The sequence below is a fragment of the Thiobacillus sp. SCUT-2 genome (assembly GCF_035621355.1).
Classification (GTDB): Bacteria; Pseudomonadota; Gammaproteobacteria; order Burkholderiales; family Thiobacillaceae; genus Thiobacillus; species Thiobacillus sedimenti.
On record NZ_CP141769.1, the window covers coordinates 2,307,876 to 2,328,996 of the forward strand.

Sequence of the window (21,121 nt, forward strand, 5' to 3'; positions counted from 1 at the left end):
CAAAACGGGCACGTTTCCGTGCCCGGCTAGGGATGCGATAACACGCGAAATTTTAACGGATTTCAGGCGCGGGCGCGCAGCCATTCCCGCAATGCCGCCAGATTCAGTTCATGCCGGCAGATCTCGTGCTCGCCGTCGAACAGCAGGGGGACGTCCCAGCCGTATTGCGCACGCAACGCCGGGTCGCGGTCGACGTCGACCGCGTCAACCCGATGCGGGCTGCCCGCGAGCACGCCGGCGACGGCCGCCGCCATCTCCTCGCACAGCGGGCAGCCCGCCCGCGTGTAGAGCGTCAGCGTGCTAGCCACCGGAGATCTTCAGCGGCACGTAGAGGGAGCCGTTGCCGCGCCGCACCAGCAGCGCCACGCTCTTGCCCGCCGGGACGGCGGCGATCGCCTTGCGGAAGGCCTCGACGCTGCCGATCTTGACGTTGTTGACGGCGAGGATCACGTCGCCGGTCCGGATGCCGGCCCGTGCGGCATCGCCGGTGGCCTCCTCGACCAGTACCCCCTGCTCGACGTCGAGCGCGCGCCGCTGCTCCGGCGTCAGTTCGGACAGCGCGAGGCCGCCGCGCGAAAAGGACTTGCCGCCGGCGCTCGCCTGCTCGGCCTCGCTCGGCAGCGCCCCGAGCACGACCGTCACCTGCTGCTGCTTGCCCTTGCGCCAGATATCCAGCGGAATCCTGCTGCCGGGCTTGGCCATTCCGACCATGCGCGGGAGGTCGCTGGAGTTCTCCACCGCCTTGCCGTCGAATGCCAGGATCACGTCGGCCGGCTGCAAGCCCGCCTTGCTCGCGGGACTGTCGTCCTGGACCTGCGACACCAGGGCGCCGCGCGGCCGATCAAGGCCGAAGGAGTCGGCAAGGTCGGCGGTCACTTCCTGGATCACCACGCCGAGCCAGCCCCGCGCGATCTTGCCGCCGCTTTCCAGCTGCTTCGCCACCTCCATCGCGACGTCGATGGGAATCGCGAACGACACGCCCATATAGCCGCCGTTGCGGCTGTAGATCTGGGAATTGATGCCGACCACCTCGCCCTTCATGTTGAAGAGCGGCCCGCCCGAGTTGCCGGGATTGATCGGCACGTCGGTCTGGATGAAGGGGACGTAGGTCTCGGACGGCAGCGAGCGGCCCTTGGCGGACACGATGCCCGCCGTCACCGAGTTCTCGAAGCCGAACGGCGAACCGATGGCCGCCACGGCCTCGCCGACCCGCAGCTTGGTCGGATCGCCCAGCTTGACCACCGGCAGGTCCTTGGCAGTGATCTTGATGACGGCGACGTCGGTGCGGGCGTCCGCCCCCACCACCTTGGCGGTGAAGGTGCGCTTGTCGGTGAGCTTGACGACGACTTCGTCGGCTCCCTTGACGACGTGGGCGTTGGTCAGGATGTAGCCATCGGGGCTGACGATGAAGCCGGAACCTTCGGCGCGCGTGGGCACTTCCTGCAGGGGTCCCTGCGCACCCGGACCGCCGGGCATCCCGGGGAAGAAGCGGCGGAAGAACTCCTGCATCGCCGGGTCGCCGAACGGCAGACCGCCCTCGCCACGCTTGACCAGCGTGGTCGTGCTGATGTTGACGACGGCCGGGCCCTCCTTTGCCACCAGGTCGGCCACATCGACCACGTCTTTCGCGAATGCGGGTGCCGCAACCGTCAGCACCAGCGCAGTCGCCGCCAAAGCGCTCCTCATCATGACTGTCCTTTCATCGGGTGTAACAGGAATGCGTGTTCGCGCCGGAGCACGACCGGGCGGCTCGCCCTGCCGCCGCGCGAGCCGAGCCAGCCGGCGAGGCCGCCGAGCGCCATGCCGGCAAGCGCCGGGCCGTCGCCGGGCCGGATGGCCTGCGCCAGCATGGCGCCCGCCAGCATCAGGCCGAGCGGCAGGCCATAGGCACGCAGCGCACTCCGCAAGACGCTGCCGTCGGCAATGCCGACGACGACCCGGTCGCCGGGCGCCACCGCGAGATCGCACTCCACCAGAAAATGCCGCGGCGCGCGCTGAAACAGCTCGGCAATCCGGCGCGACGAGCAGCCCTGGCCCTCGCAGCTGCCGCAGCCCGACGGCTCGACCGCCTGCACCCAGACGCCGTCCGGCGCCGTCCGTATCACTTCTGCAGTCTGTTCCAGCATGGGCGGGCTATTTGTGGCTGGCGGAGTTGCCGGTTTCGATCAGGGCCAGGCCCGGCACCTCGCCGAGCGTCGTGACGGTATAGCCGTCGACCTCGCGCCCGTAGATGCCGATTGCGCCTTCGGCCGACAAGCCGCGCAAGGTCTGCACTTTCGGGTCGACCGGCTCGACGAACATCGACAGCACGCTGAGTCCATCCGAGAACACCAGGTGCGTCACCGGCGCCCGCTTGCCCGGCAGCGCGCGCACGGCCTCCTGGACCTTCTCGTAGCCGGGCGGCGGCGTCACGTTCCAGGCGCTCACCGCCGGCTTGTCGAAACGGACCGTCTGCACGATCTTGCCGGTCATGTCGTTGCGAAGCTGCTGGAGGTCGGGGGCCTTGCCGATCTGGATCTCGGAGAACACGAACATGGAAATCGCGCTGCCATTGTCGTCGACGACGCGCGCCTTCAGCGGCAGCCCGGTGCGCTGGTCCAGCCACAGCGTGTAGGCGTAGCGATAACCGTCGCGCGGCTCGAGCGTCAGCACCTGGCAGGAATGCCCGGCAACGCGCTCGATCCCGCCCAGCTTGGGCTCGTAGTAGGCAAGCAGGCCGGCCGGCTGCGCGGGCAGCAGGGCCGGGAAGAAGCGGCGCAGCGGATTGCGCTCCACCTGCACGTGCTTGCCGTCCGGCAGGTGGCAGTAAACGTCGTCGTTGATACGCAGGAATTGGCGCGACGAGCCGTCCATGATCTCGACCTTTTCCTGCTCGCCGCTGGCGTCGGCACGATGCCGAACGCGCATCACCTCGACGTGCTCGCCGTGGTGATAAACATAGATGCCGCTGTAGTTCTGCTGACGGGCGGCGCTTGCGGCCCGGTTGAGCCAGTCCGCCGCCGCCTCGGCGCGCGCGAGGCCCGACCACACGGCGAGGCCGACCACCCCGGCAAGCCACCAGCCGTGTCGCCAGGCAACCCGCGCCCGCATCAGCGCGGCTCCACCGCGACCGCGACCGCGGGCTGGTAGGGCGAGGCCACCGCCATCGGCGCGAACTCCTGGTGGGCCACCAGATACGAGGCATAGCGTGCATTCTCGCGCGCCGGGTCGGACGACAGCGAAGCCTGCTGGAAGCCCGGGCCCGCCGTCACGGGCAGCGTCGCGGGCCCGTCCGACATCATGCCGCTGAGCGAGATGGCGCCCCAGACGGCCAGCGAGGCGAACGACGCAACGGCCACACGCTGCGGCCACACGCTGCGGCGGGGCGCCAGCACCGTCGGCTCGTCCGCCAGCCGGGCCGAGAAGCGCGCCATGAAGTCGTCTCCGGCGGGCTCGATGCCGCGCATCAGGTCGCCGATCAGGTGGTAGTCCGACCAGTTTCGTCGCAGTCCCTCGTCGCCCTTCAGCGCTTGCAGCAGCGCGTCGGTGTCCGCGCGCGCCGTTTCGCCGTCGAGTGCCGCCGACAGCTTCGCCGGCCAGGGATCTTCGGCCTCCAGGGCGTGGGGATGGGGGTCTGATTTGCGAAGTGCTGCCATGATTACCACCTTTTGTCCTGACGGGTGCCCAGCATCGGGCGTATCCTTTCCGCGATGGCCTCGCGCGCGCGGAAGATCCGCGAGCGCACCGTTCCGATCGGGCATTCCATCATCTGCGCGATCTCCTCGTAGCTCATGCCTTCGATCTCGCGCAGCGTAATCGCTGTCCTCAATTCCTCGGGCAGCGCGTCGACTGCCTCGTTCACCGCTTTGGCGATCTGTTTGGTCTGGAGTTCCGCATCCGGCGTCGCGATGTCCCGCAGCAGGTCGCCGTCCTCGTAATTCTCCGCGTCTTCTGCCAGCACATCGCTCGAGACCGGCTGGCGCTTGTGCGCCACCAGGTAGTTCTTGGCGGTGTTCACGGCGATCCGGTACAGCCAGGTGTAGAAGGCACTCTCGCCCCGAAAACCGGGCAGCGCACGATAGGCCTTGATGAAGGCCTCCTGCGTGATGTCTTCCACCTCCGCCGGATCGCGCACCATGCGCGACAGCAGGCGGCCGAGCTTGCGGTGGTATTTGCTCACCAGCAGCTCGAACGCGCGCTTGTCGCCGCGCTGGGCGCGTTCGACCAAAACCTGATCCAGTTCGCGGTCCGACATATCTCCCTGCTGCTTCTTGTTTGTGTTGAAAGTATACGTGACCGCATCTTCCGGAACCTGTGAGTGGCGCGCGGCGAAAAAGTTCATGTCGAACAAGGTTATTCCGCCCCGCGCCAAGCCTGCTATCATCCCCTCGCCACCATGCACAGACACGACGTCCTCATCCTCGGCAGCGGCCTCGCCGCGCTGACTACCGCGCTCAAGCTTGCCGACCAGCGCCGTGTCGCCATTGTCACCAAGCGCCAGATGACCGACGGCGCCAGCGACTGGGCGCAGGGCGGCATCGCGGCGGCGGTCGACAGCGGGGATTCGGTCGAGGCCCATGTCCGCGACACCCTGGTCGCCGGCGCCGGCCTGTGCGACGAGGCGGTGACCCGGCTGGTGGCCGGCCAGGCGCGCGAGATGATCGCGTGGCTGACGGCCAACGGCGTCGCCTTCACGCCCGACCCGCAGGCGCCGGGCGGCCTGCATCTGGCGCGCGAGGGCGGCCATTCCCGTCGCCGCGTCGTGCACGCCGCCGACGCCACGGGACACGCCGTGCAGATGAGCCTGCTCGACCGCGTGCGCGCGCACCCCAACATCGAGACCTTCGAGCAGCATGTCGCCATCGACCTCATCACCGGCAAGCGCGCCGGCGGCGAGGAACGGCAGATCCACGGCGCCTACGCGCTGAACAAGGGCACCGGCGAGGTCGAGACCTTCGCCGCCGGCCATACCGTGCTGGCGACGGGCGGTGCCGGCAAGGTCTACCTCTACACGACCAACCCCGACACCTCGACCGGCGACGGCATCGCCATGGCCTGGCGCGCCGGCTGCCGGGTGGCGAACCTCGAATTCGTGCAGTTCCACCCGACCTGCCTGTACCACCCGCACGCCAAGTCCTTCCTGATCACCGAGGCGGTGCGCGGCGAGGGCGGCTACCTGCTGCTGCCGGACGGCAGCCGCTTCATGCAGTTCCACGACGAGCGCGCCGAACTGGCGCCGCGCGACGTGGTGGCACGCGCGATCGACTTCGAGATGAAGAAGCGCGGCATCGACTGCGTCTACCTCGACATCAGCCACAAGCCGGCCGATTTCGTGCGCGAGCACTTCCCGACGATCCACCAGCGCTGTCTGGAGCTCGGCATCGACATCACGCGCCAGCCGATCCCGGTGGTGCCGGCCGCCCACTACACCTGCGGCGGCGTCGTCACCGACACCGACGCCCGCACCGACCTGTGCAACCTGCACGCGGTCGGCGAGGTCACCTTCACCGGCCTGCACGGCGCCAACCGGCTGGCGTCGAATTCGCTGCTGGAGTGCCTGGTGTTCGGCCACGCCGCGGCGCGCGACATCCTCGCCACGCCGCCGGCGCCCGCGCTCAACCTGCCGCCGTGGGACGCCTCGCGCGTGACCGACGCCGACGAGGAGGTCGTGATCTCGCACAACTGGGACGAGCTGCGGCGCTTCATGTGGGACTACGTCGGCATCGTGCGCACCAACAAACGGCTGGCGCGCGCCTCGCACCGCATCCGCCTGCTGCGCGCCGAGATCGACGAGTTCTATCGCAATTTCCGGGTCTCCAACGACCTCATCGAGCTGCGCAACCTGGTGCAGAGCGCCGACCTCATCATCCGCTCGGCGCAATTGCGCCAGGAAAGCCGCGGGCTGCACTACAGCCGCGACTACCCCGAGACCCTGCCGATCGCCGGCAATACCGTGCTCAACCCGCGTCCCGGGACGATGTGTCCGAGCGTGTGCGGCGTGTCCACCGAAGCGACACCCTGAGCCGGCGCAGGGCGTCGCCGTCGGCGCTGTCGGACAGCAGCGTGAGCGTGCGCGCGGCGCCGCCGGCCGGACGGTAGCACAGCACGATCAGCGCAGGCGACACGAAGCTGTCGTGCAGCACCTCGGCATCGCGCCATTCGCCTGCCGCATCGAGACTTTGCAGGCGGCCGTCGGACGCCAGGCGCAGGCTGACCGGCTGCGTCGCGCGGCGCCAGCTCCACACCGCCAAGCCCGGCGCGCCAAGCGCCAGGGCCAGCCCGATGCCGACCGGCAGGTCAGCGATGGCAATCGCGGCCAGCGCAACCCCGGTCGCGGCGGCCAGCAACACCCCCAGCAGCCGTGAGGGCTTGAGCTCAATCGTGCGCGTCAGCGTGTACACTTTTGACCTTTCTCACATCCTCCTCCGGACGGGTACGCATCGTGATCGATTCCTGGAAAACCCATCTGCAAACCCAAGGCGCGGCGATCGAAGGCCGCACCGTGCTGCACTACGGCGATCCGGCCGCCGAACGCGCCGCGGCGACGGCCGGCACCGTCGTCGCCGACCTGTCGCAGCTCGGCCTCCTCGCCTTCCGCGGCGATGATACCGCCACGTTCCTGCAAGGGCAGCTGACCAACGACGTGCGGGCGCTGCATGCCGATGGCGCGCAATGGAACGGCCTGTGCAGCCCCAAGGGGCGTCTGCTCGGCAATTTCCTGATGTGGCGCCAGGGCGAGGATTATTGCCTGCAGCTGTCCGGCGACATCGCCGCCGCCGTGCTGAAGCGCCTGTCGATGTTCATTCTCCGCGCGAAGGTCCAGGGCCGCGACGCCAGCGACGAGACCGTCCGGCTGGTGGTGGCCGGGCCGCAGGCCGCGGCGGCGGTGACGCGCGCGATGGGCGTCCTGCCCGACGCCCCGATGCGTTCGGCAGCGGGTGCCGCCGGCCAGGTCGTCCGCGTCGGCGAGGACAAGTTCGTGCTGGCGGTCCTCCCCGATCACGCCGCTGCCGTGTGGCAGACACTGCGCCAGAGCGCTGTCCCGGTGGGGGCACCGGTGTGGGACTGGCTGCGCCTGTCGGCAGGCATCCCCATGATCGTCGCGGCGACCCAGGAGGCGTTCGTGCCGCAGATGGTGAATCTCGAACTTATCGGCGGCGTCAGCTTCCAGAAGGGATGCTACACGGGCCAGGAAATCGTCGCGCGCAGCCAGTATCTGGGCAAGCTCAAGCGCCGCATGTTCCTCGCCCACGTCGACGCCGCGGCGGCCCCGGGCGACAACCTCTACAGTGCCGACCTCGACGGTCAGGCGAGCGGCACGGTGGTCAATGCCGCGCCCGCCCCGACCGGCGGCTACGATCTGCTGGCCGTCGCACAGGTCGAGAGCGCGCGCACGCAGACGCTGCACCTGAAGTCTCCCGACGGCGCCGCGCTGACGCTGAAGCCCCTGCCCTACGCGATTCCCGACTAGGTGCTCCACGCCTACGTCTATTACCGCGTCGACCCCGCGCAGGCCGCGCGGCTCGCCCCCCGCGTCGACGCGGTGCTGCAGGCGATGGCCGCCCTGTGCGGCAGGCCGCCCCAGCGCCTGACGCGCTGCGACGATCCCGACACGTGGATGGAGGTCTACGGGGACATTGCCGACTTCGCCGCATTCCTCGCGGCGCTCGAAGCGGCCGTCGCCGCGTCCGGCTGTGTGCCGCTCATCCACGGCGAGCGCCATCTCGAATGCTTTCGCCCCGCCTGAAGAAGGCCTGGGCGCCCGCGACGCGGCCTGCCCGACGGTCCTAGCCGGTCTCGACAACCGGGACGCGCGCGGCCAGCGCGCACATCAGTTCATAGCTGGTGGTGCCCGCCGACGCCGCGACGGCATCCACCGGAACGCCCTCGCCCCACAGCACCACCGGCGTGCCGATGCCGGCGGCGGGACAGTCGCTGAGATCCACGCAGAGCATGTCCATCGATACCCGCCCGAGCGTGCGGCTGGCGACGCCATCGACGCGCACCGGCGTGCCGGTCGGCGCATGGCGCGGGTAGCCGTCGGCGTAGCCGCACGCCACCACGCCGACCCGCATCGGGCGCTCGGCGCGGAACAGCTGGCCGTACCCCACGCCTTCGCCGGCTTGCAGCATCTGCACGCTGATGAGTTCCGACTGCAGCGTCATCGCCGGCCGCAGCCCCAGTTCGGCTGCCGTCGCGTCGGCAAACGGGGAACCGCCGTACAGCATGAGGCCGGGCCGCACCCAGGCGCCCTGCGTCGCCGGATAGCGCAGCAGCGCTGCCGAATTGGCGCTGGTCCACGGCAGGCCATGGGCCGCGAGTTCGCCCAGGAAGGGCTGCAGCTGCCAATCGACACCGGCCGGCTCGTCGGCCTGGGCGAAATGGGTCATGAGCGTGACGCCTGCCACGCCGGGCACGGAGCGAACCGCCGCGACAACGGACGCATGATCCGCGAGCGGAAAACCGAGGCGGTGCATGCCGCTGTCGAATTTCACGAAGACCTGGAGCGGTCGCGCCGGCGGATGCTGGCGCAGCCAATCGAGATGGAGCGGGTGATGCAGCACGGGCCACAGGTCCAGCTCGGCGCAGGTGGCGATCTCGTCCGCGCCGAACAGGCCCTCGAGCAGCAGGATCGGCTGGTCGACGCCCATCAGCCGCAGGTTGGCGGCCTCCTCCAGCGTCAGCACCGCAAAACCGTCGGCTGCCGCCAGTGCGCGCCGCGCGCGCGACAGCCCGTGGCCGTAGGCATTCGCCTTGACGACGGCGAAGACGCGCGCGGCGCCCGCATGGGTGCGCGCCACGCGCAGGTTGTGCGCCATCGCGCCGGTCGAGATCCGCGCCTGGATGGGCCGCATCGACTTAATACGAGCCTGGCTGCGCCAGCGTTTCGAAGCGCGTGTATTCGCCGAGGAAGGCCAGCCGCACCGTGCCGATCGGTCCGTTGCGCTGCTTGCTGATGATGATTTCCGCCGTGCCCTTGTCCTGCGTGTCGGGGTTGTAGACCTCGTCGCGGTAGATGAACAGGATGACGTCGGCGTCCTGCTCGATGGCGCCCGACTCGCGCAGGTCCGACATGACCGGACGCTTGTTGGGGCGCTGCTCGAGGCCGCGGTTGAGCTGGGAGAGCGCGATCACCGGCACGTGCAGTTCCTTTGCCAGCGCCTTCAGCGCGCGCGAGATTTCGGAGATTTCGGTGGCGCGATTCTCGCCGTTGCCGCTGCCGGCCATGAGCTGCAGGTAGTCGATGATGATGAGGCCGAGCTTCCCCCCGGCCTGGCGCATCAGCCGGCGCGCCCGCGCGCGCAGCTCGAGCACGTTGAGCCCCGGCGTCTCGTCGATGTAGACCGGTGCTTCGTTGAGCTTGCCCAGCGCGTAGGTGAGGCGCTGCCAGTCGTCCTCGCCCAGCTTGCCGGTGCGCAGGCGATGCTGGTCGAGTTTGCCGACCGAGCCGATCATCCGCATCACCAGCTGGGCGCCGCCCATTTCCATCGAGAACACCGCGACGGGCAGCCCGGTGTCGAGCGCGACGTTCTCGCCGATGTTGATCGAGAACGCGGTCTTGCCCATCGACGGCCGGCCGGCCACGATGACGAGGTCGCCAGGCTGCAGGCCCGAGGTCTTCTGGTCGAGGTCGTGGAAGCCGGTCGGCACGCCGGTGACGCCGGAATCGTTGTCGCGGTGATAGAGCTCGTCGATGCGCTCGACCACTTCCTTCAGGAGCGGCTTGATCTCGGTGAAGCCGGCCTGGCCGCGGCTGCCCGACTCGGCGATCTCGAAGACCTTGGCCTCGGCCTCGTCGAGCAGCTGCTGGGCGCTCTTCCCTGCAGGCGCGTAGGCACTGTCCGCGATCGCGGTCGCCACTTCGACGAGCCGCCGCATCACCGATCGTTCGCGCACGATCTCCGCATAGCGGCGGATGTTTGCAGCCGAGGGCGTGTTGCTCGCCAGCGCAACGATGTAGGCGAGGCCGCCGACGCTTTCGAGTTCGCCCAGCGATTGCAGCGCCTCGGCCACCGTCACCGCGTCGGCCGGCCGGTTCTCGGCGATCTGCCGCACGATCGCACGCAGGATCAGGCGGTGGTCCTGACGGTAGAAATCGGCCTCCGACACAACGTCGCCGATGCGGTCCCAGGCACCGTTGTCGAGCAGAAGCCCGCCCAGCACGGCCTGCTCCGCTTCCAGCGAGTGCGGCGGCAGGCGCATCTGCGCCATCTGGGGGTCGGAGCTTGCGGTCAGCGAGTGGATGGCGGCCATGGGAGGATTCTAGTCGTCGGCCCACCCCCCACCAAGGGATAATGCTGTGGATAAGGCGTGAACATCCGGGAATACTTCGTCGAGGGGCACAAACAAAAAAGGGAGCCGGCGGCTCCCTTTTCCGGTTGCAGCCGAATTACTGCTCGGCGGCCACCACGACCGTGATGTTGGCCGTGACGTCGGTATGCAGCGCCAGCGTCACAGGGTACTCGCCAACGGCCTTGAACGGGCCTTGCGGCAGGCGGATCTCCGCCTTGACCACGTCATGGCCCTGGGCCTTCAGCGCATCCGCGATGTCGCTGTTGGTGATCGAGCCGAACAGGCGGCCGTCGACGCCGGCCTTCTGGCTGACCGTGACGCTCGTGCCTTCCAGCTTCTCGGCGCGACGCTGCGCGTCCGCCAGCTTCTCGGCGGCGATGCGCTCGAGTTCGGCCTTCTGCGCGGCGAAGGCTTCGAGGTTGGCCTGCGTGGCACGACGCGCGCGGCCGGTGGGAATCAGGAAGTTGCGGGCATAGCCGTCCTTCACCTTGACCACGTCACCCAGGTTGCCCAGGTTGACGACCTTGTCCATCAGAATCACTTGCATCGTCGTCTCCTTAGTGCAGATCGGTGTACGGCATCAGGGCCAGGAAGCGCGCACGCTTGATCGCCGTGGACAGCTGGCGCTGGTAGTGCGCCTTGGTGCCGGTGATGCGCGCCGGGATGATGCGGCCGTTCTCGGCGATGAATTCCTTCAGCACCTCGACGTCCTTGTAGTCGACCTCGACCACCTTCTCAGCCGTGAAGCGGCAGAACTTGCGGCGCTTGAAGAGACCGCGGTTGCCGCTGTCGCGGCGCTTGTTGGCGAACTTGCCGCCGGATTTACCACCCATGGGACGGGCCATGATTCATTCCTTTTCGATTCGGTTCAATATCAGGATCAGTTGCCGGCTGTTCACGCTGCGTCGGTTCAGCACGCCTTCCAGTTTGACCTGCGTTCCGCTGGTGAGATGGGCCAGTTGGGCGGCAAGCGATCCGCTCGCCTGCACCGTCAACTCGCACTCCACCTGCCGCATCTGCCCCGCCACGGTCTGGCTACTGCGATGGGCAATCGCCGCTTCGGCGATCGGCACACCGGCCGGGCTATGGCGCAGCGGTTCAACCTGGATGACGACGCCGCTGATGAGCAGCCTGTTCAATCATTCAGCTCGGCACGCACTCAGGCTGCAGCGGCCGCTTCCGGCTTGGCGCTGTCGAGCATGTCGCGCGACTTCTCTTCCTTCATCATCGGCGAAGCGGTGGTCACCGCGGCGTCGCGCTTGATGGTCAGGTGACGCAGCACGGCATCGTTGAACTTGAAGCCGTGCTCGAGCTCTTCCAGGGTCTCCTGGTCGCACTCGATGTTCATCAGCACGTAATGGGCCTTGTGGACCTTCTGGATCGGATAGGCCATCTGGCGGCGGCCCCAGTCTTCCAGGCGGTGGATGCTGCCCCCGCGGCTGGTGATGTTGCCCTTGTAGCGCTCGATCATGGCGGGCACCTGCTCGCTCTGATCGGGATGGACGATGAATACGATTTCGTAATGCCGCATCAGGTTTCCTTTCGGTTCAGCCCCCCGCTGCGGTGCGGTGGAGCAAGGTTCAAAACAACAATGAAAAACAATCCCCGCCGTAGCGGGGAGTGCGAATCATACGCCTTTTTCCTGACAAATCAAGCTGGAAGCCACTGCCTAGCCGGTCAGATCACGCAGTCGACGTAGTAGCGCGCACGTCCGTCGACGACCTCCTCGACGAGGCCATGCACGTCGGTTTCGAAGCCGGGAAATTTCTCGTTGAATTCGCGCGTGAACTGCAGGTAGCGCACGATGGTCGCGTTGAAGCGCTCGCCCGGGATCAGCAGGGGAATGCCCGGCGGGTATGGCGTCACCAGCATCGCGGTGATGCGCCCCTCCAGCTTGTCGATCTCGACACGCTCGATCTCGCGGTGCGCCATCTTGGCGAAGGCGTCGGCCGGCTTCATCGCCGGCGCCATCTCCGACAGGTACATCTCGGTCGTCAGGCGCGCCACGTCCTTGGCCTTGTAGATCGCGTGGATCTGGTCGCACAGGTCCTTGAGCCCGGTCTTCTCGTAGCGCGGGTGCTTCTCGACGAATTCGGGCAGGACGCGCCACAGCGGCTGGTTCTCGTCGTAGTCCGCCTTGAACTGCTGCAGCGCCGTCACCAGCGTGTTCCAGCGGCCCTTGGTGATGCCGATGGTGAACATGATGAAGAACGAATACAGCCCGGTCTTCTCGACGATGACGCCGTGCTCGGCGAGGTACTTGGTGACGATCGCCGCCGGGATGCCCCAGTCGGCGAAGGAGCCGTCGACGTCGAGGCCCGGGGTGATGACCGTGGCCTTGATCGGGTCGAGCATGTTGAAGCCGCGCGCAATCTTGCCGAACTCGTGCCAGCGTTCGCCCGCCTCCAGCATCCAGTCCTCGCGATCGCCGACGCCCTCCTCGGCCAGCTTCTGCGGCCCCCATACCTTGAACCACCAGGACTCGCCGAACTCCTCCTCGACCTTGCGCATGGCGCGGCGGAAATCGAGCGCCTCGCGGATCGACTCCTCGACCAGCGCGGGGCCGCCCGGCGGCTCCATCATCGCCGCCGCGACGTCGCACGAGGCGATGATCGCGTACTGCGGCGAGGTCGACGTGTGCATCAGATAGGCCTCGTTGAAGCGGTGGAAGTCGAGCTTGCGCGTCTCCGAGTCCTGCACCAGGATCTGCGAGGCCTGACTCAAGCCGGCCAGCAGCTTGTGCGTCGACTGCGTGGCGAACACGAGCGCATCCTTCGCGCGCGGCCGGTTCTTGCCGATCGCATGCATGCCGCGGTAGAAGTCGTGGAAGGTCGCGTGCGGCAGCCAGGCCTCGTCGAAGTGCAGGGTGTCGATGTAGTCGCCCAGCAGCTCCTTGATCATGTCGACGTTGTAGAGGATGCCGTCGTAGGTCGACTGGGTGATCGTCAGGATGCGCGGCTTGCGCTTGACCTCCTTGGCGAACGGGTGCGCGGCGATCTTCTTCTCGATGTTTTCCGGGCGGAACTCGTCGAGCGGGATCGGGCCGATGATGCCGTAGTGGTTGCGCGTCGGCGTCAGGAAGATCGGGATCGCGCCGCACATCATGATCGCGTGCAGGATCGACTTGTGGCAGTTGCGGTCGACCACGACGATGTCGCCCGGCGCAACCGTGGCGTGCCACACCATCTTGTTCGACGACGAGGTGCCGTTGGTGACGAAGAACAGATGGTCGCAGTTGAAGATGCGCGCCGCGTTGCGTTCGGACGCCGCCACCGGCCCGGTGTGGTCGAGCAGCTGGCCCAGTTCGTCGACTGCGTTGCAGACGTCGGCGCGCAGCAGGTTCTCGCCGAAGAACTGGTGGAACATCTGGCCGATCGGCGACTTCAGGAAGGCGACGCCGCCCGAGTGGCCGGGGCAGTGCCAGGAATACGAGCCGTCTGCCGCATAGTGCGTCAGCGCCCGGAAGAACGGCGGCACCAGCGAATCGAGGTAGGCGCGCGCCTCGCGCGCGATGTAACGGGCGAGAAACTCCGGCGTGTCCTCCAGCATGTGGATGAAGCCGTTCAGTTCGCGCAGGATGTCGTTCGGGATGTGGCGCGCGGTGCGGGTTTCACCGTGCAGGAAGATCGGGATCTCGGCATTGCGGAAGCGCACCTCCTCGACGAAGGCGCGCAGTTTCTGCAGCGCGGTGTCCGCGTCTTCGGCGGTCCCGGCGAGTTCCTCGTCGTCGATCGACAGGATGAACGCCGACGCGCGTGCCTGCTGCTGGGCGAACGAGGTCAGGTCGCCGTAATTGGTGACGCCGAGCACTTCCATGCCTTCCTTCTCGATCGCCTCGGCGAGGGTGCGGATGCCCAGGCCGGACGCGTTCTCGGAACGGAAGTCTTCGTCAATGATGACAACGGGAAAGCGGAAGCGCATGGCGGCTCCTGATAATGGCCATGAGAAAAACGCGGATTGTACGTCGCACGCGCAGCAGGGGGACTAAATTTTGCGCGCCGGCCGATCCGGGCGGGTCAGATCTTGGGCAGGGTCACGCCGATCTGCCCCTGGTACTTGCCGCCGCGGTCGCGGTACGAGGTCTCGCAGACCTCGTCGGACTCGAGGAACAGCATCTGCGCGACACCCTCGTTCGCGTAGATGCGCGCCGGCAACGGCGTGGTGTTGGAGAATTCCAGCGTGACGTGCCCCTCCCACTCGGGCTCGAGCGGGGTGACGTTGACGATGATGCCGCAGCGCGCGTAGGTGCTCTTGCCGAGACAGATCGTCAGCACGTTGCGGGGAATGCGGAAGTATTCCACGGTGCGCGCCAGCGCGAAGGAATTCGGCGGAATGATGCACGATTCGCCGCTGATCTCGACGAAGGAGTCAGGATCGAAGGCCTTCGGGTCGACCAGCGTGTGGTTGAGGTTGGTGAAGACCTTGAATTCGTTGGCGCATCGCACGTCGTAGCCGTAGCTCGACGTGCCGTACGACACGATGGCCCGGCCGCCGGCCTGCTTGACCTGCCCCGGCTCGAAGGGCTCGATCATGCCATGCTCGGCCGCCATGCGGCGGATCCATCGGTCGGACTTGATGCTCATCAGGTATTGGAGATGACGATGTTGGGGAACTTCGCGGAATGGTCGACCGCGCTTTCGCCAATCTTAACAGCAACCCGGCGCGCAATCTGCTTGTAGATGTCGGTGACGCGACCGTTGGGATCGGCCACCACCGACGGCTTGCCGGAGTCGGTGTCGTGGCGGATGCTGCCGTCGAGCGGCAGGGCGCCGAGGAATTCGACGTTGTAGTCCTTGCACATGCGCTCGCCGCCGCCCTCGCCGAAGATGCGCTCCTCGTGGCCGCACTTCGAGCAGATGTGCAGGCTCATGTTCTCGACCACGCCGATGATGGGGATGCCGACCTTCTCGAACATTTTCAGGCCCTTGCGCGCGTCGATCAGCGCGATGTCCTGCGGCGTGGTGACGATCACCGCGCCGGTCACCGGCACGCGCTGCGCCAGCGTCAGCTGGATATCGCCGGTGCCCGGCGGCAGGTCGACGACGAGATAGTCGAGCTCGTTCCAGTTGGTGTTGTTGAGCAGCTGCTCGAGCGCCTGGGTGACCATCGGGCCCCGCCACACCATCGGGGTCTCGACGTCGATCAGGAAACCGATCGACATCGCCTGGATGCCGTGGCCCATCAGCGGCTCGAGGTTCTTGCCGTCGGTCGACTCGGGCTTGTCGGTGATGCCGAGCATGGTCGGCTGCGACGGACCGTAGATGTCGGCGTCGAGCATGCCCACGCGCGCACCTTCGGCGGCGAGCGCCAGCGCTAGGTTGACGGCGGTGGTCGACTTGCCGACGCCGCCCTTGCCGGAGGCCACGGCGATGATGTTCTTGACGTTGGGCAGCAGCTTCACGCCGCGCTGCACGCTGTGCGACACGATCTTGAAGCTGACGTTGGCGGTGGCGCCGGTCACGCCGTCGATGCTCTTCAGCTTGTCCTCGATCTGCTGCTTGATCGTCGCGAGCTGGCTCTGCGCCGGATAGCCCAGCTGAATGTCGACCGACACGTTGCCGCCGTCGATCGTGATGTTGCGAGCGGATTTGGTCGCGACGTAATCCTTGTGGGTGTTGGGATCGACCAACTCTTTCAATGCGGTCTGCACCTGAAGTTCAGAAACGGCCATGTTTGCTCCAGCGGGTTAGGGGTTAATTAGCAAATGCTCATTTTAACGAATTCCGTCCGTTTGGGTGAACGCAAACGCAAGAAACGGCGCGGGATTCCCTGCGATCTGCAGGGATATTCAAGGCAACGGTCAGGATCGTGACGAGAGCGGCGCAGCCCGGCGCCCGCTAGCGCGGCTCGGGCGGATGCGCGACCAGCACGGCTTCGGGCACGCGCAACCGGATCGCCGCGACCAGTTCGCTGATCGCCCCGGGACGCGGGCGCAGCGACACCCACAGCACGTTGAGCTTGAGGTTGAGATCGGCGAACACGACGTCCTGGTGCAACGCCAGCACCGCCTGGATGTCGCGCGACGCGCGCTCGATGTCCGCGCGCGGGCGGCTGCGCAGGCGCGGAATCAGCATCATGAAGTCGGTCAGTCGCCGTCCGGCGACGTCGCGTGTCGGCGCCACCTGCCACAAGGGGAGCCCCGGCCCGGCGGATGACGTCAGCGTGGTCGAAGCATGGATTCTGATCTTCATCACGCCTCCGTCGCGTCGGGCTCAGGGCTTCAGCAGCAGGTCCTGGGCCGGTCTGCGGCGCTCACCGAAGCGGGGGGCGCGCTGCCGCAAATAGCGCGCATCCTTGTGAAGATAGCGCTCGAGTTCCTCGAGCGCCAGCCGGTAGACCTCGCGCTTGAAGTCGACCACGGTCTCCATCGGCACCCAGTACTCGTTCCAGCGCCAGGCATCGAATTCCGGGTGGCTGCTCGCGCGCAGCGAGACGTCGCTGTCCCGGCCGGTGAGGCGCAACAGGAACCAGATCTGCTTCTGGCCGCGGTACAGGCCGCGGCTGTCGCGTCGCGTCCAGTGCGCGGGAACGTCGTATCGCAGCCATTCCCGCGTGCGCCCGAGTATGCGCACATGGCCGGGCTGCAAGCCCACTTCCTCTTCCAATTCCCGGTACATGGCCTGTTCCGGCGTTTCCCCCGCGTTGATGCCGCCCTGGGGGAACTGCCAGGCGTGCTGGTTGACGCGCTTGCCCCAGAAGACCTGGTTGCGCGTGTTGCACAAGACGATGCCTACGTTCGGGCGGTACCCTTCTCGGTCGATCATGGCCGCCACCATCAATAAAGTTCAGTTATCTGCATTTTTCCACACCGCCCGAAAAATGCAAACCGCCCACGGCCCGTAGCGCGCGCTTAGCCGTTGTTTTAAATGGATTTTCAGAACCACGCCCAACGATCACCCAGGCTGCGGCCGCGCCTGAGGCCCCCGCTGCAAGCTCAGCCAAGCAGGGGGGCGATGCCCTCCGCCCACTGCATGTCCCGGGCAAACCCGCGCAGGTCGAGTCCCCACCGCTTGGACAGATCGGCGAGCTGCGGTTTCGCCGCCTCGAGCCGTTGCGGCGCGCCGGGCTCGGCGAAGGCGAACAGGATCACGTTGGTCTTGTTCTGCACCGAGATCCAGCCGACTTCGCCGTCGAACGCGCGCGCCAGGCGCGCAAGATATTCGGCAAAGCTGCTGTCGCGCCCCCACAAGTTCACGACCAGCACGCCGCCTGGCTTCAGGACGCGCCGGCAGGCGGAATAAAACGTCTGCGTGGCGAGCGCCTCGACCTGGTTGCCGGCATCGAAGCCGTCGAGCAGGATGACGTCGGCGCTGGCCGGGTGCTGGCGCACGTAGAGCGCGCCGTCGCCCTCGATGACGTCGAGCGTCGCGTCGTTGCCCGGGAGCTCGAACTGGCTGCGCGCCACCGCAATGACCCGGGGATCGATCTCGACCGCCGTGATGTGCGTCTGCGGACGCTGCCTGCGGATGAACTTGGCGAGCGAGCCGCCGCCCAGCCCGATCATCAGCACCTCGGCCGGTGCCGGCTTGAACATCAGGAAGCCCATCATTGCCCGCGTATACGCGAGCTCCAGATCCCACGGGCGGCTCACGCGCATGGCGCTCTGGATCGCCCGGCTACCCAGGTGCAGCGTACGCACCCCGCGTTCCTCGGTCACCTCCAGCCCTTCTTCCACCGCACGGCGCTTGCCAAACTTCAGGCGCATGGTCCTTCCACTTCAAGAATCGAGCGCGAAAGATTACACGCCCGCGCGGTAAAATGCCGCCTTTTCACTGAACCGCCCCACCATGCGCGCCACCCAGTTCTTCATCTCGACCACCAAGGAAGCCCCGTCCGAAGCCGAGCTCGTCAGCCACAAGCTGATGCTGCGCGCCGGCCTCATCAAGCGCCTGGGGTCGGGCCTCTACACCTGGATGCCGCTCGGCCTGCGCGTGCTGCGCCGGGTCGAGGCCATCGTGCGCGAGGAAATGAATCGCGCCGGCGCGATCGAGCTGCTGATGCCGGCGGTGCAGCCCGCCGAACTGTGGGAGGAAACCGGCCGCTGGGCGGTGTTCGGTCCGCAGATGCTGAAGATCAAGGACCGCCACCAGCGCGATTTCTGCTTCGGCCCGACGCACGAGGAAGTGATCACCGACGTCGCGCGCCGCGAGATCAAGAGCTATCGCCAGCTCCCGGTGAACTTCTACCAGATCCAGATGAAGTTCCGCGACGAGATCCGCCCGCGCTTCGGCGTGATGCGCGCGCGCGAATTCCTGATGAAGGACGCCTACTCCTTCCACGCCAGCCACGACAGCCTGGTGGCGACCTACCAGACCATGTACGACGCCTACACCCGCGTGTTCAGCCGGCTGGGGCTCACCTTCCGCGCGGTCGCCGCCGACACCGGCGCCATCGGCGGTTCGGGCTCGCACGAATTCCACGTGCTGGCCGAGTCCGGCGAGGACCTGATCGCCTACTGCCCGGATTCCGACTACGCCGCCAACGTCGAACTCGCCGAGGCGCTCGCCCCCGCGACGCCGCGCGGTGCGCCGGCCGAGACGATGCGCGAGGTCGACACGCCGAAGCAGACCACCTGCGAGGACGTCGCCGCGCTGCTCGGCATCCCCCTACAACGCACCGTCAAGCTCATCGCCGTGATGGCCGGCGACAAGATGGTTGTGGCGCTGCTGCGCGGCGACCATCACCTGAACGAGGTCAAGCTCGGCAAGCTCGACGGCATGGCCGATTTCCGCCTGGCCAACGAGGCAGAGATCCGCGCCGCCTTCGACTGCCCGCCGGGCTTCCTCGGCCCGGTCGGCATCGACCGCGGCAAGATCACGGTCATCGCCGACCGCACCGTCGCCGCGATGAGCGATTTCGTCTGCGGCGCGAACAAGCCCAAGCTGCATCTCACCGGAGTCAATTTCGGCCGCGACCTGCAGGAACCGGATCGCGTGGCCGATATACGGAATGTCGTCGCCGGCGACCCCAGCCCCGACGGCAAGGGGTCGCTCGCGCTGTGCCGCGGCATCGAGGTCGGCCATGTGTTCCAGCTCGGCAGCAAGTACTCGCAGGCGATGAACGCGACCTATCTGGACGAGGCGGGCAAGGCGCAGGTGATGGAAATGGGCTGCTACGGCATCGGCGTGTCCCGCATCGTCGCAGCGGCGATCGAGCAGAACCATGACGACCGCGGCATCATCTGGCCGGCGACGATGGCACCGTTCTTGCTGGTGATCGTGGCGATCGGCTACGGCAAGAGCGAGGCGGTTCAAAAAGCCGCCGATTCGCTCTATGCTGATCTGACCGCGGCCGGGTTCGACGTGCTGCTCGACGACCGCGACGAGCGTCCCGGGGTGATGTTCGCCGACGCCGAACTGATCGGCATCCCGCACCGCATCACGGTCGGCGAGCGCGGCCTCAAGGATGGCGTGGTCGAATACCAACCACGCCGCGCCGAGGCGGGCCAGAGCGGCGATGCGCAGAAGCTCGCGCTGGCCGAGGCGAAGGAATTCTTGACAGGACTGCTTGAACGCTGAGATGAAGACGAGGACGCCCATTGCCCTGCTGATCGCCGCCCTGCTGCTGGCGCAGCCCGCGCACGCGGGCGCCCAGCGCGAGGAGAAGCTGTCGGCGAGCATGCGCGCCTCGCTGCAGCGGTCGCTGGCCGACACCGCGGTCACGCGCACCGCGTTCCGCAATCCGGCCGATGAAGCCGCCTGGCTGAAGGAAATGTCGCGTCGCCTCGCCCGGCACATGCCGGACGAGACCGAACGCCTCGAATTCCTCACGACCCTGCACTGGGAAGCGTCCCGGGCGGGCATCGATCCCCAGATGCTGCTGGGCCTGATCCAGGTCGAGAGCGGCTTTCGCAAGTATGCCGTCTCACCGGTCGGCGCGCGCGGCTACACGCAGGTCATGCCCTTCTGGATCAAGCTGATCGGCAGCCCCGACCAGGATCTGTTCCAGCTGCGCACCAACCTGCGCTACGGCGCGGTGATCCTGCGGCACTACATCGACATCGAGCGCGGCGATTTGTACCGCGCGCTCGGCCGCTACAACGGCAGCCTCGGCCAGCCCGAGTATCCGACGCTCGTCGTCAACGCCTGGAAACGCTACTGGGACTACACGCCGCCCACCCGGTCCGCGGACAGCCAGGCCGCGCGCGACCCGCGCAGCTGATACGGCTGCGGCCGGCCCCGATCCACCCCGTCCTGGTCTACCGACCTGTTCGCGCGAAGTGCCTAACGTGCCTTGTCCAGCGTGCCCCAAAGGAAGCCATCGAATGAAGAAAGCGTTGCGTGCCTGCCTGGCGACGGCCATCCTCGCCGGCCTGACCGGCTGTGAAATCCATCCCGTACAGCGCAGCGAAGTGCCCGTCTACGCGGGCGATTACGACTTGCGGATCGCCTTTACCGACCGCGACCGCGCGGTCATCCGGGACTACTACCGCGGCGCCTATCGCCTGCCGCCCGGTCTCGCCAAGCAGGGCAAGATCCCGCCGGGACATGCATTCCGGCTGCAGCGCCACCATGAAGTGCCTGCGGGGGTGGCCTGGCAAGCCCTGCCGGCCGACGTGGAACATCGCCTCAGCCGCCTGCCCGAAGGCTACGTGCGCGTGCGGATCGGGGCGGACGTCGCGATCCTGCAGGCCCGTACGCGCATCGTGCTGGACGTGATCGACGATCTCGGCGACTGACGAAAACTCGACCACTCGTCGCCGGACCGACATTTTTGCGGGCGCCCGCCCCGCATTTCGCTATCCCCGCTTCCGCCAAAATCCTTGCCAATCAATGAATTCCGGCCAGCCGCGCCGATCTGGCACAGGCCATGCACGTTGATCGGCACAGGCGCACGACCTGACCCAAAA

The 21,121-nt window shown here is 67.2% G+C and carries 25 protein-coding genes; 6 read left to right on the forward strand and 19 right to left on the reverse strand.

Annotated features, from left to right (window positions below; genetic code table 11):
• Positions 1–62: 62 nt before the first annotated feature.
• The 6 genes from VA613_RS11455 to rpoE are packed head-to-tail and all read right to left on the reverse strand — an operon-like array spanning position 63 to position 4,234.
• Positions 63–308, reverse strand: a complete 246-nt coding sequence (locus VA613_RS11455) for a glutaredoxin family protein (protein WP_324779147.1) — start codon at positions 306–308, stop codon at positions 63–65.
• A complete protein-coding gene (locus VA613_RS11460) occupies positions 301–1,689 on the reverse strand; it encodes a DegQ family serine endoprotease (protein WP_324779148.1) in 1,389 nt (462 codons plus the stop codon). Before VA613_RS11460 ends, VA613_RS11455 begins: the two co-directional genes overlap by 8 nt.
• Entirely contained in the window at positions 1,686–2,126 is a 441-nt protein-coding gene (locus VA613_RS11465; protein WP_324779149.1) for a SoxR reducing system RseC family protein, read from the reverse strand. Before VA613_RS11465 ends, VA613_RS11460 begins: the two co-directional genes overlap by 4 nt.
• A 7-nt stretch (positions 2,127–2,133) precedes the next feature.
• Complete coding sequence (locus VA613_RS11470; protein ID WP_324779150.1) at positions 2,134–3,090, reverse strand: MucB/RseB C-terminal domain-containing protein; 957 nt, start codon at positions 3,088–3,090, stop codon at positions 2,134–2,136.
• Positions 3,090–3,635, reverse strand: a complete 546-nt coding sequence (locus VA613_RS11475) for a sigma-E factor negative regulatory protein (protein ID WP_324779151.1) — start codon at positions 3,633–3,635, stop codon at positions 3,090–3,092. The genes VA613_RS11470 and VA613_RS11475 overlap by 1 nt, the downstream gene beginning before the upstream one ends.
• 2 nt (positions 3,636–3,637) lie before the next feature.
• On the reverse strand, positions 3,638–4,234 hold the full coding sequence (gene rpoE / locus VA613_RS11480) for an RNA polymerase sigma factor RpoE (protein ID WP_324781243.1): 597 nt from the start codon (positions 4,232–4,234) through the stop codon (positions 3,638–3,640).
• A gap of 141 nt (positions 4,235–4,375) precedes the next feature.
• Here rpoE and nadB point away from each other — a divergent pair, with 141 nt between their 5' ends.
• Positions 4,376–6,001: an L-aspartate oxidase gene (gene nadB / locus VA613_RS11485; protein ID WP_324779152.1), complete on the forward strand. Its 1,626-nt coding sequence runs from the start codon at positions 4,376–4,378 to the stop codon at positions 5,999–6,001.
• Here the strand turns inward: nadB and VA613_RS11490 are convergent.
• Positions 5,937–6,380, reverse strand: a complete 444-nt coding sequence (locus VA613_RS11490; RefSeq protein WP_324779153.1) for a protein YgfX — start codon at positions 6,378–6,380, stop codon at positions 5,937–5,939. The genes nadB and VA613_RS11490 overlap by 65 nt on opposite strands.
• A gap of 41 nt (positions 6,381–6,421) precedes the next feature.
• Here VA613_RS11490 and ygfZ point away from each other — a divergent pair, with 41 nt between their 5' ends.
• Positions 6,422–7,450: a CAF17-like 4Fe-4S cluster assembly/insertion protein YgfZ gene (gene ygfZ, locus VA613_RS11495; RefSeq protein ID WP_324779154.1), complete on the forward strand. Its 1,029-nt coding sequence runs from the start codon at positions 6,422–6,424 to the stop codon at positions 7,448–7,450.
• Positions 7,451–7,726, forward strand: a complete 276-nt coding sequence (locus VA613_RS11500) for a DUF4936 family protein (RefSeq protein ID WP_324779155.1) — start codon at positions 7,451–7,453, stop codon at positions 7,724–7,726.
• 40 nt (positions 7,727–7,766) lie between these two features.
• Here the strand turns inward: VA613_RS11500 and alr are convergent, their stop codons facing one another.
• The 12 genes from alr to VA613_RS11560 all read right to left on the reverse strand — a co-directional run bounded on the left by alr (position 7,767) and on the right by VA613_RS11560 (position 17,977).
• Positions 7,767–8,834: an alanine racemase gene (alr, locus tag VA613_RS11505; protein ID WP_324779156.1), complete on the reverse strand. Its 1,068-nt coding sequence runs from the start codon at positions 8,832–8,834 to the stop codon at positions 7,767–7,769.
• Between the two features lie 4 nt (positions 8,835–8,838).
• The gene (dnaB, locus tag VA613_RS11510) at positions 8,839–10,233 is read right to left on the reverse strand and encodes a replicative DNA helicase (protein ID WP_324779157.1); all 1,395 of its coding nucleotides are present in this window, start codon (positions 10,231–10,233) and stop codon (positions 8,839–8,841) included.
• Positions 10,234–10,369: 136 nt separating this feature from the next.
• The gene (gene rplI, locus VA613_RS11515) at positions 10,370–10,819 is read right to left on the reverse strand and encodes a 50S ribosomal protein L9 (RefSeq protein WP_324779158.1); all 450 of its coding nucleotides are present in this window, start codon (positions 10,817–10,819) and stop codon (positions 10,370–10,372) included.
• A 10-nt stretch (positions 10,820–10,829) separates the two neighbouring features.
• On the reverse strand, positions 10,830–11,117 hold the full coding sequence (gene rpsR / locus VA613_RS11520; protein WP_324779159.1) for a 30S ribosomal protein S18: 288 nt from the start codon (positions 11,115–11,117) through the stop codon (positions 10,830–10,832).
• A 3-nt stretch (positions 11,118–11,120) separates the two neighbouring features.
• Positions 11,121–11,411 carry a primosomal replication protein N gene (priB, locus tag VA613_RS11525; RefSeq protein WP_324779160.1) on the reverse strand — a complete coding sequence of 97 codons (291 nt, stop codon included), beginning with the start codon at positions 11,409–11,411 and terminating at the stop codon, positions 11,121–11,123.
• A gap of 20 nt (positions 11,412–11,431) precedes the next feature.
• A complete protein-coding gene (gene rpsF, locus VA613_RS11530; protein WP_324779161.1) occupies positions 11,432–11,803 on the reverse strand; it encodes a 30S ribosomal protein S6 in 372 nt (123 codons plus the stop codon).
• Positions 11,804–11,949: 146 nt separating this feature from the next.
• The gene (locus VA613_RS11535) at positions 11,950–14,193 is read right to left on the reverse strand and encodes an arginine/lysine/ornithine decarboxylase (RefSeq protein ID WP_324779162.1); all 2,244 of its coding nucleotides are present in this window, start codon (positions 14,191–14,193) and stop codon (positions 11,950–11,952) included.
• 95 nt (positions 14,194–14,288) lie between these two features.
• On the reverse strand, positions 14,289–14,855 hold the full coding sequence (gene dcd, locus VA613_RS11540) for a dCTP deaminase (protein WP_324779163.1): 567 nt from the start codon (positions 14,853–14,855) through the stop codon (positions 14,289–14,291).
• Positions 14,855–15,943: an iron-sulfur cluster carrier protein ApbC gene (gene apbC, locus VA613_RS11545; RefSeq protein WP_324779164.1), complete on the reverse strand. Its 1,089-nt coding sequence runs from the start codon at positions 15,941–15,943 to the stop codon at positions 14,855–14,857. Before apbC ends, dcd begins: the two co-directional genes overlap by 1 nt.
• A 166-nt stretch (positions 15,944–16,109) precedes the next feature.
• The gene (locus VA613_RS11550; RefSeq protein WP_324779165.1) at positions 16,110–16,463 is read right to left on the reverse strand and encodes a hypothetical protein; all 354 of its coding nucleotides are present in this window, start codon (positions 16,461–16,463) and stop codon (positions 16,110–16,112) included.
• 21 nt (positions 16,464–16,484) lie between these two features.
• Positions 16,485–17,036, reverse strand: coding sequence for an RNA pyrophosphohydrolase (locus VA613_RS11555; RefSeq protein WP_324779166.1), 552 nt, complete (start codon positions 17,034–17,036; stop codon positions 16,485–16,487).
• A gap of 170 nt (positions 17,037–17,206) precedes the next feature.
• Positions 17,207–17,977, reverse strand: coding sequence for a polyamine aminopropyltransferase (locus VA613_RS11560; RefSeq protein ID WP_324779167.1), 771 nt, complete (start codon positions 17,975–17,977; stop codon positions 17,207–17,209).
• Positions 17,978–18,059: 82 nt separating this feature from the next.
• Here VA613_RS11560 and VA613_RS11565 point away from each other — a divergent pair, with 82 nt between their 5' ends.
• From VA613_RS11565 to VA613_RS11575, 3 genes are all read left to right on the forward strand, one after another.
• On the forward strand, positions 18,060–19,790 hold the full coding sequence (locus VA613_RS11565; RefSeq protein ID WP_324779168.1) for a proline--tRNA ligase: 1,731 nt from the start codon (positions 18,060–18,062) through the stop codon (positions 19,788–19,790).
• 1 nt (position 19,791) lies between these two features.
• Complete coding sequence (locus VA613_RS11570) at positions 19,792–20,433, forward strand: lytic transglycosylase domain-containing protein (protein WP_324779169.1); 642 nt, start codon at positions 19,792–19,794, stop codon at positions 20,431–20,433.
• Between the two features lie 103 nt (positions 20,434–20,536).
• On the forward strand, positions 20,537–20,950 hold the full coding sequence (locus VA613_RS11575) for a hypothetical protein (protein WP_324779170.1): 414 nt from the start codon (positions 20,537–20,539) through the stop codon (positions 20,948–20,950).
• Positions 20,951–21,121 lie beyond the last annotated feature (171 nt).

What these genes read in the sequence shown, in the direction of transcription:
- VA613_RS11460 (WP_324779148.1), bottom strand. Translation starts at nt 1,689, where the DNA reads ATGATGAGGAGCGCTTTGGCGGCGACTGCGCTGGTGCTGACGGTTGCG.
- VA613_RS11465 (WP_324779149.1), bottom strand. Translation starts at nt 2,126, where the DNA reads ATGCTGGAACAGACTGCAGAAGTGATACGGACGGCGCCGGACGGCGTC.
- VA613_RS11470 (WP_324779150.1), bottom strand. Translation starts at nt 3,090, where the DNA reads ATGCGGGCGCGGGTTGCCTGGCGACACGGCTGGTGGCTTGCCGGGGTG.
- VA613_RS11475 (WP_324779151.1), bottom strand. Translation starts at nt 3,635, where the DNA reads ATGGCAGCACTTCGCAAATCAGACCCCCATCCCCACGCCCTGGAGGCC.
- rpoE (WP_324781243.1), bottom strand. Translation starts at nt 4,234, where the DNA reads ATGTCGGACCGCGAACTGGATCAGGTTTTGGTCGAACGCGCCCAGCGC.
- nadB (WP_324779152.1), top strand. Translation starts at nt 4,376, where the DNA reads ATGCACAGACACGACGTCCTCATCCTCGGCAGCGGCCTCGCCGCGCTG.
- alr (WP_324779156.1), bottom strand. Translation starts at nt 8,834, where the DNA reads ATGCGGCCCATCCAGGCGCGGATCTCGACCGGCGCGATGGCGCACAAC.
- dnaB (WP_324779157.1), bottom strand. Translation starts at nt 10,233, where the DNA reads ATGGCCGCCATCCACTCGCTGACCGCAAGCTCCGACCCCCAGATGGCG.
- rplI (WP_324779158.1), bottom strand. Translation starts at nt 10,819, where the DNA reads ATGCAAGTGATTCTGATGGACAAGGTCGTCAACCTGGGCAACCTGGGT.
- rpsR (WP_324779159.1), bottom strand. Translation starts at nt 11,117, where the DNA reads ATGGCCCGTCCCATGGGTGGTAAATCCGGCGGCAAGTTCGCCAACAAG.
- rpsF (WP_324779161.1), bottom strand. Translation starts at nt 11,803, where the DNA reads ATGCGGCATTACGAAATCGTATTCATCGTCCATCCCGATCAGAGCGAG.
- VA613_RS11535 (WP_324779162.1), bottom strand. Translation starts at nt 14,193, where the DNA reads ATGCGCTTCCGCTTTCCCGTTGTCATCATTGACGAAGACTTCCGTTCC.
- dcd (WP_324779163.1), bottom strand. Translation starts at nt 14,855, where the DNA reads ATGAGCATCAAGTCCGACCGATGGATCCGCCGCATGGCGGCCGAGCAT.
- apbC (WP_324779164.1), bottom strand. Translation starts at nt 15,943, where the DNA reads ATGGCCGTTTCTGAACTTCAGGTGCAGACCGCATTGAAAGAGTTGGTC.
- VA613_RS11550 (WP_324779165.1), bottom strand. Translation starts at nt 16,463, where the DNA reads ATGAAGATCAGAATCCATGCTTCGACCACGCTGACGTCATCCGCCGGG.
- VA613_RS11555 (WP_324779166.1), bottom strand. Translation starts at nt 17,036, where the DNA reads ATGATCGACCGAGAAGGGTACCGCCCGAACGTAGGCATCGTCTTGTGC.
- VA613_RS11560 (WP_324779167.1), bottom strand. Translation starts at nt 17,977, where the DNA reads ATGCGCCTGAAGTTTGGCAAGCGCCGTGCGGTGGAAGAAGGGCTGGAG.
- VA613_RS11565 (WP_324779168.1), top strand. Translation starts at nt 18,060, where the DNA reads ATGCGCGCCACCCAGTTCTTCATCTCGACCACCAAGGAAGCCCCGTCC.
- VA613_RS11570 (WP_324779169.1), top strand. Translation starts at nt 19,792, where the DNA reads ATGAAGACGAGGACGCCCATTGCCCTGCTGATCGCCGCCCTGCTGCTG.
- VA613_RS11575 (WP_324779170.1), top strand. Translation starts at nt 20,537, where the DNA reads ATGAAGAAAGCGTTGCGTGCCTGCCTGGCGACGGCCATCCTCGCCGGC.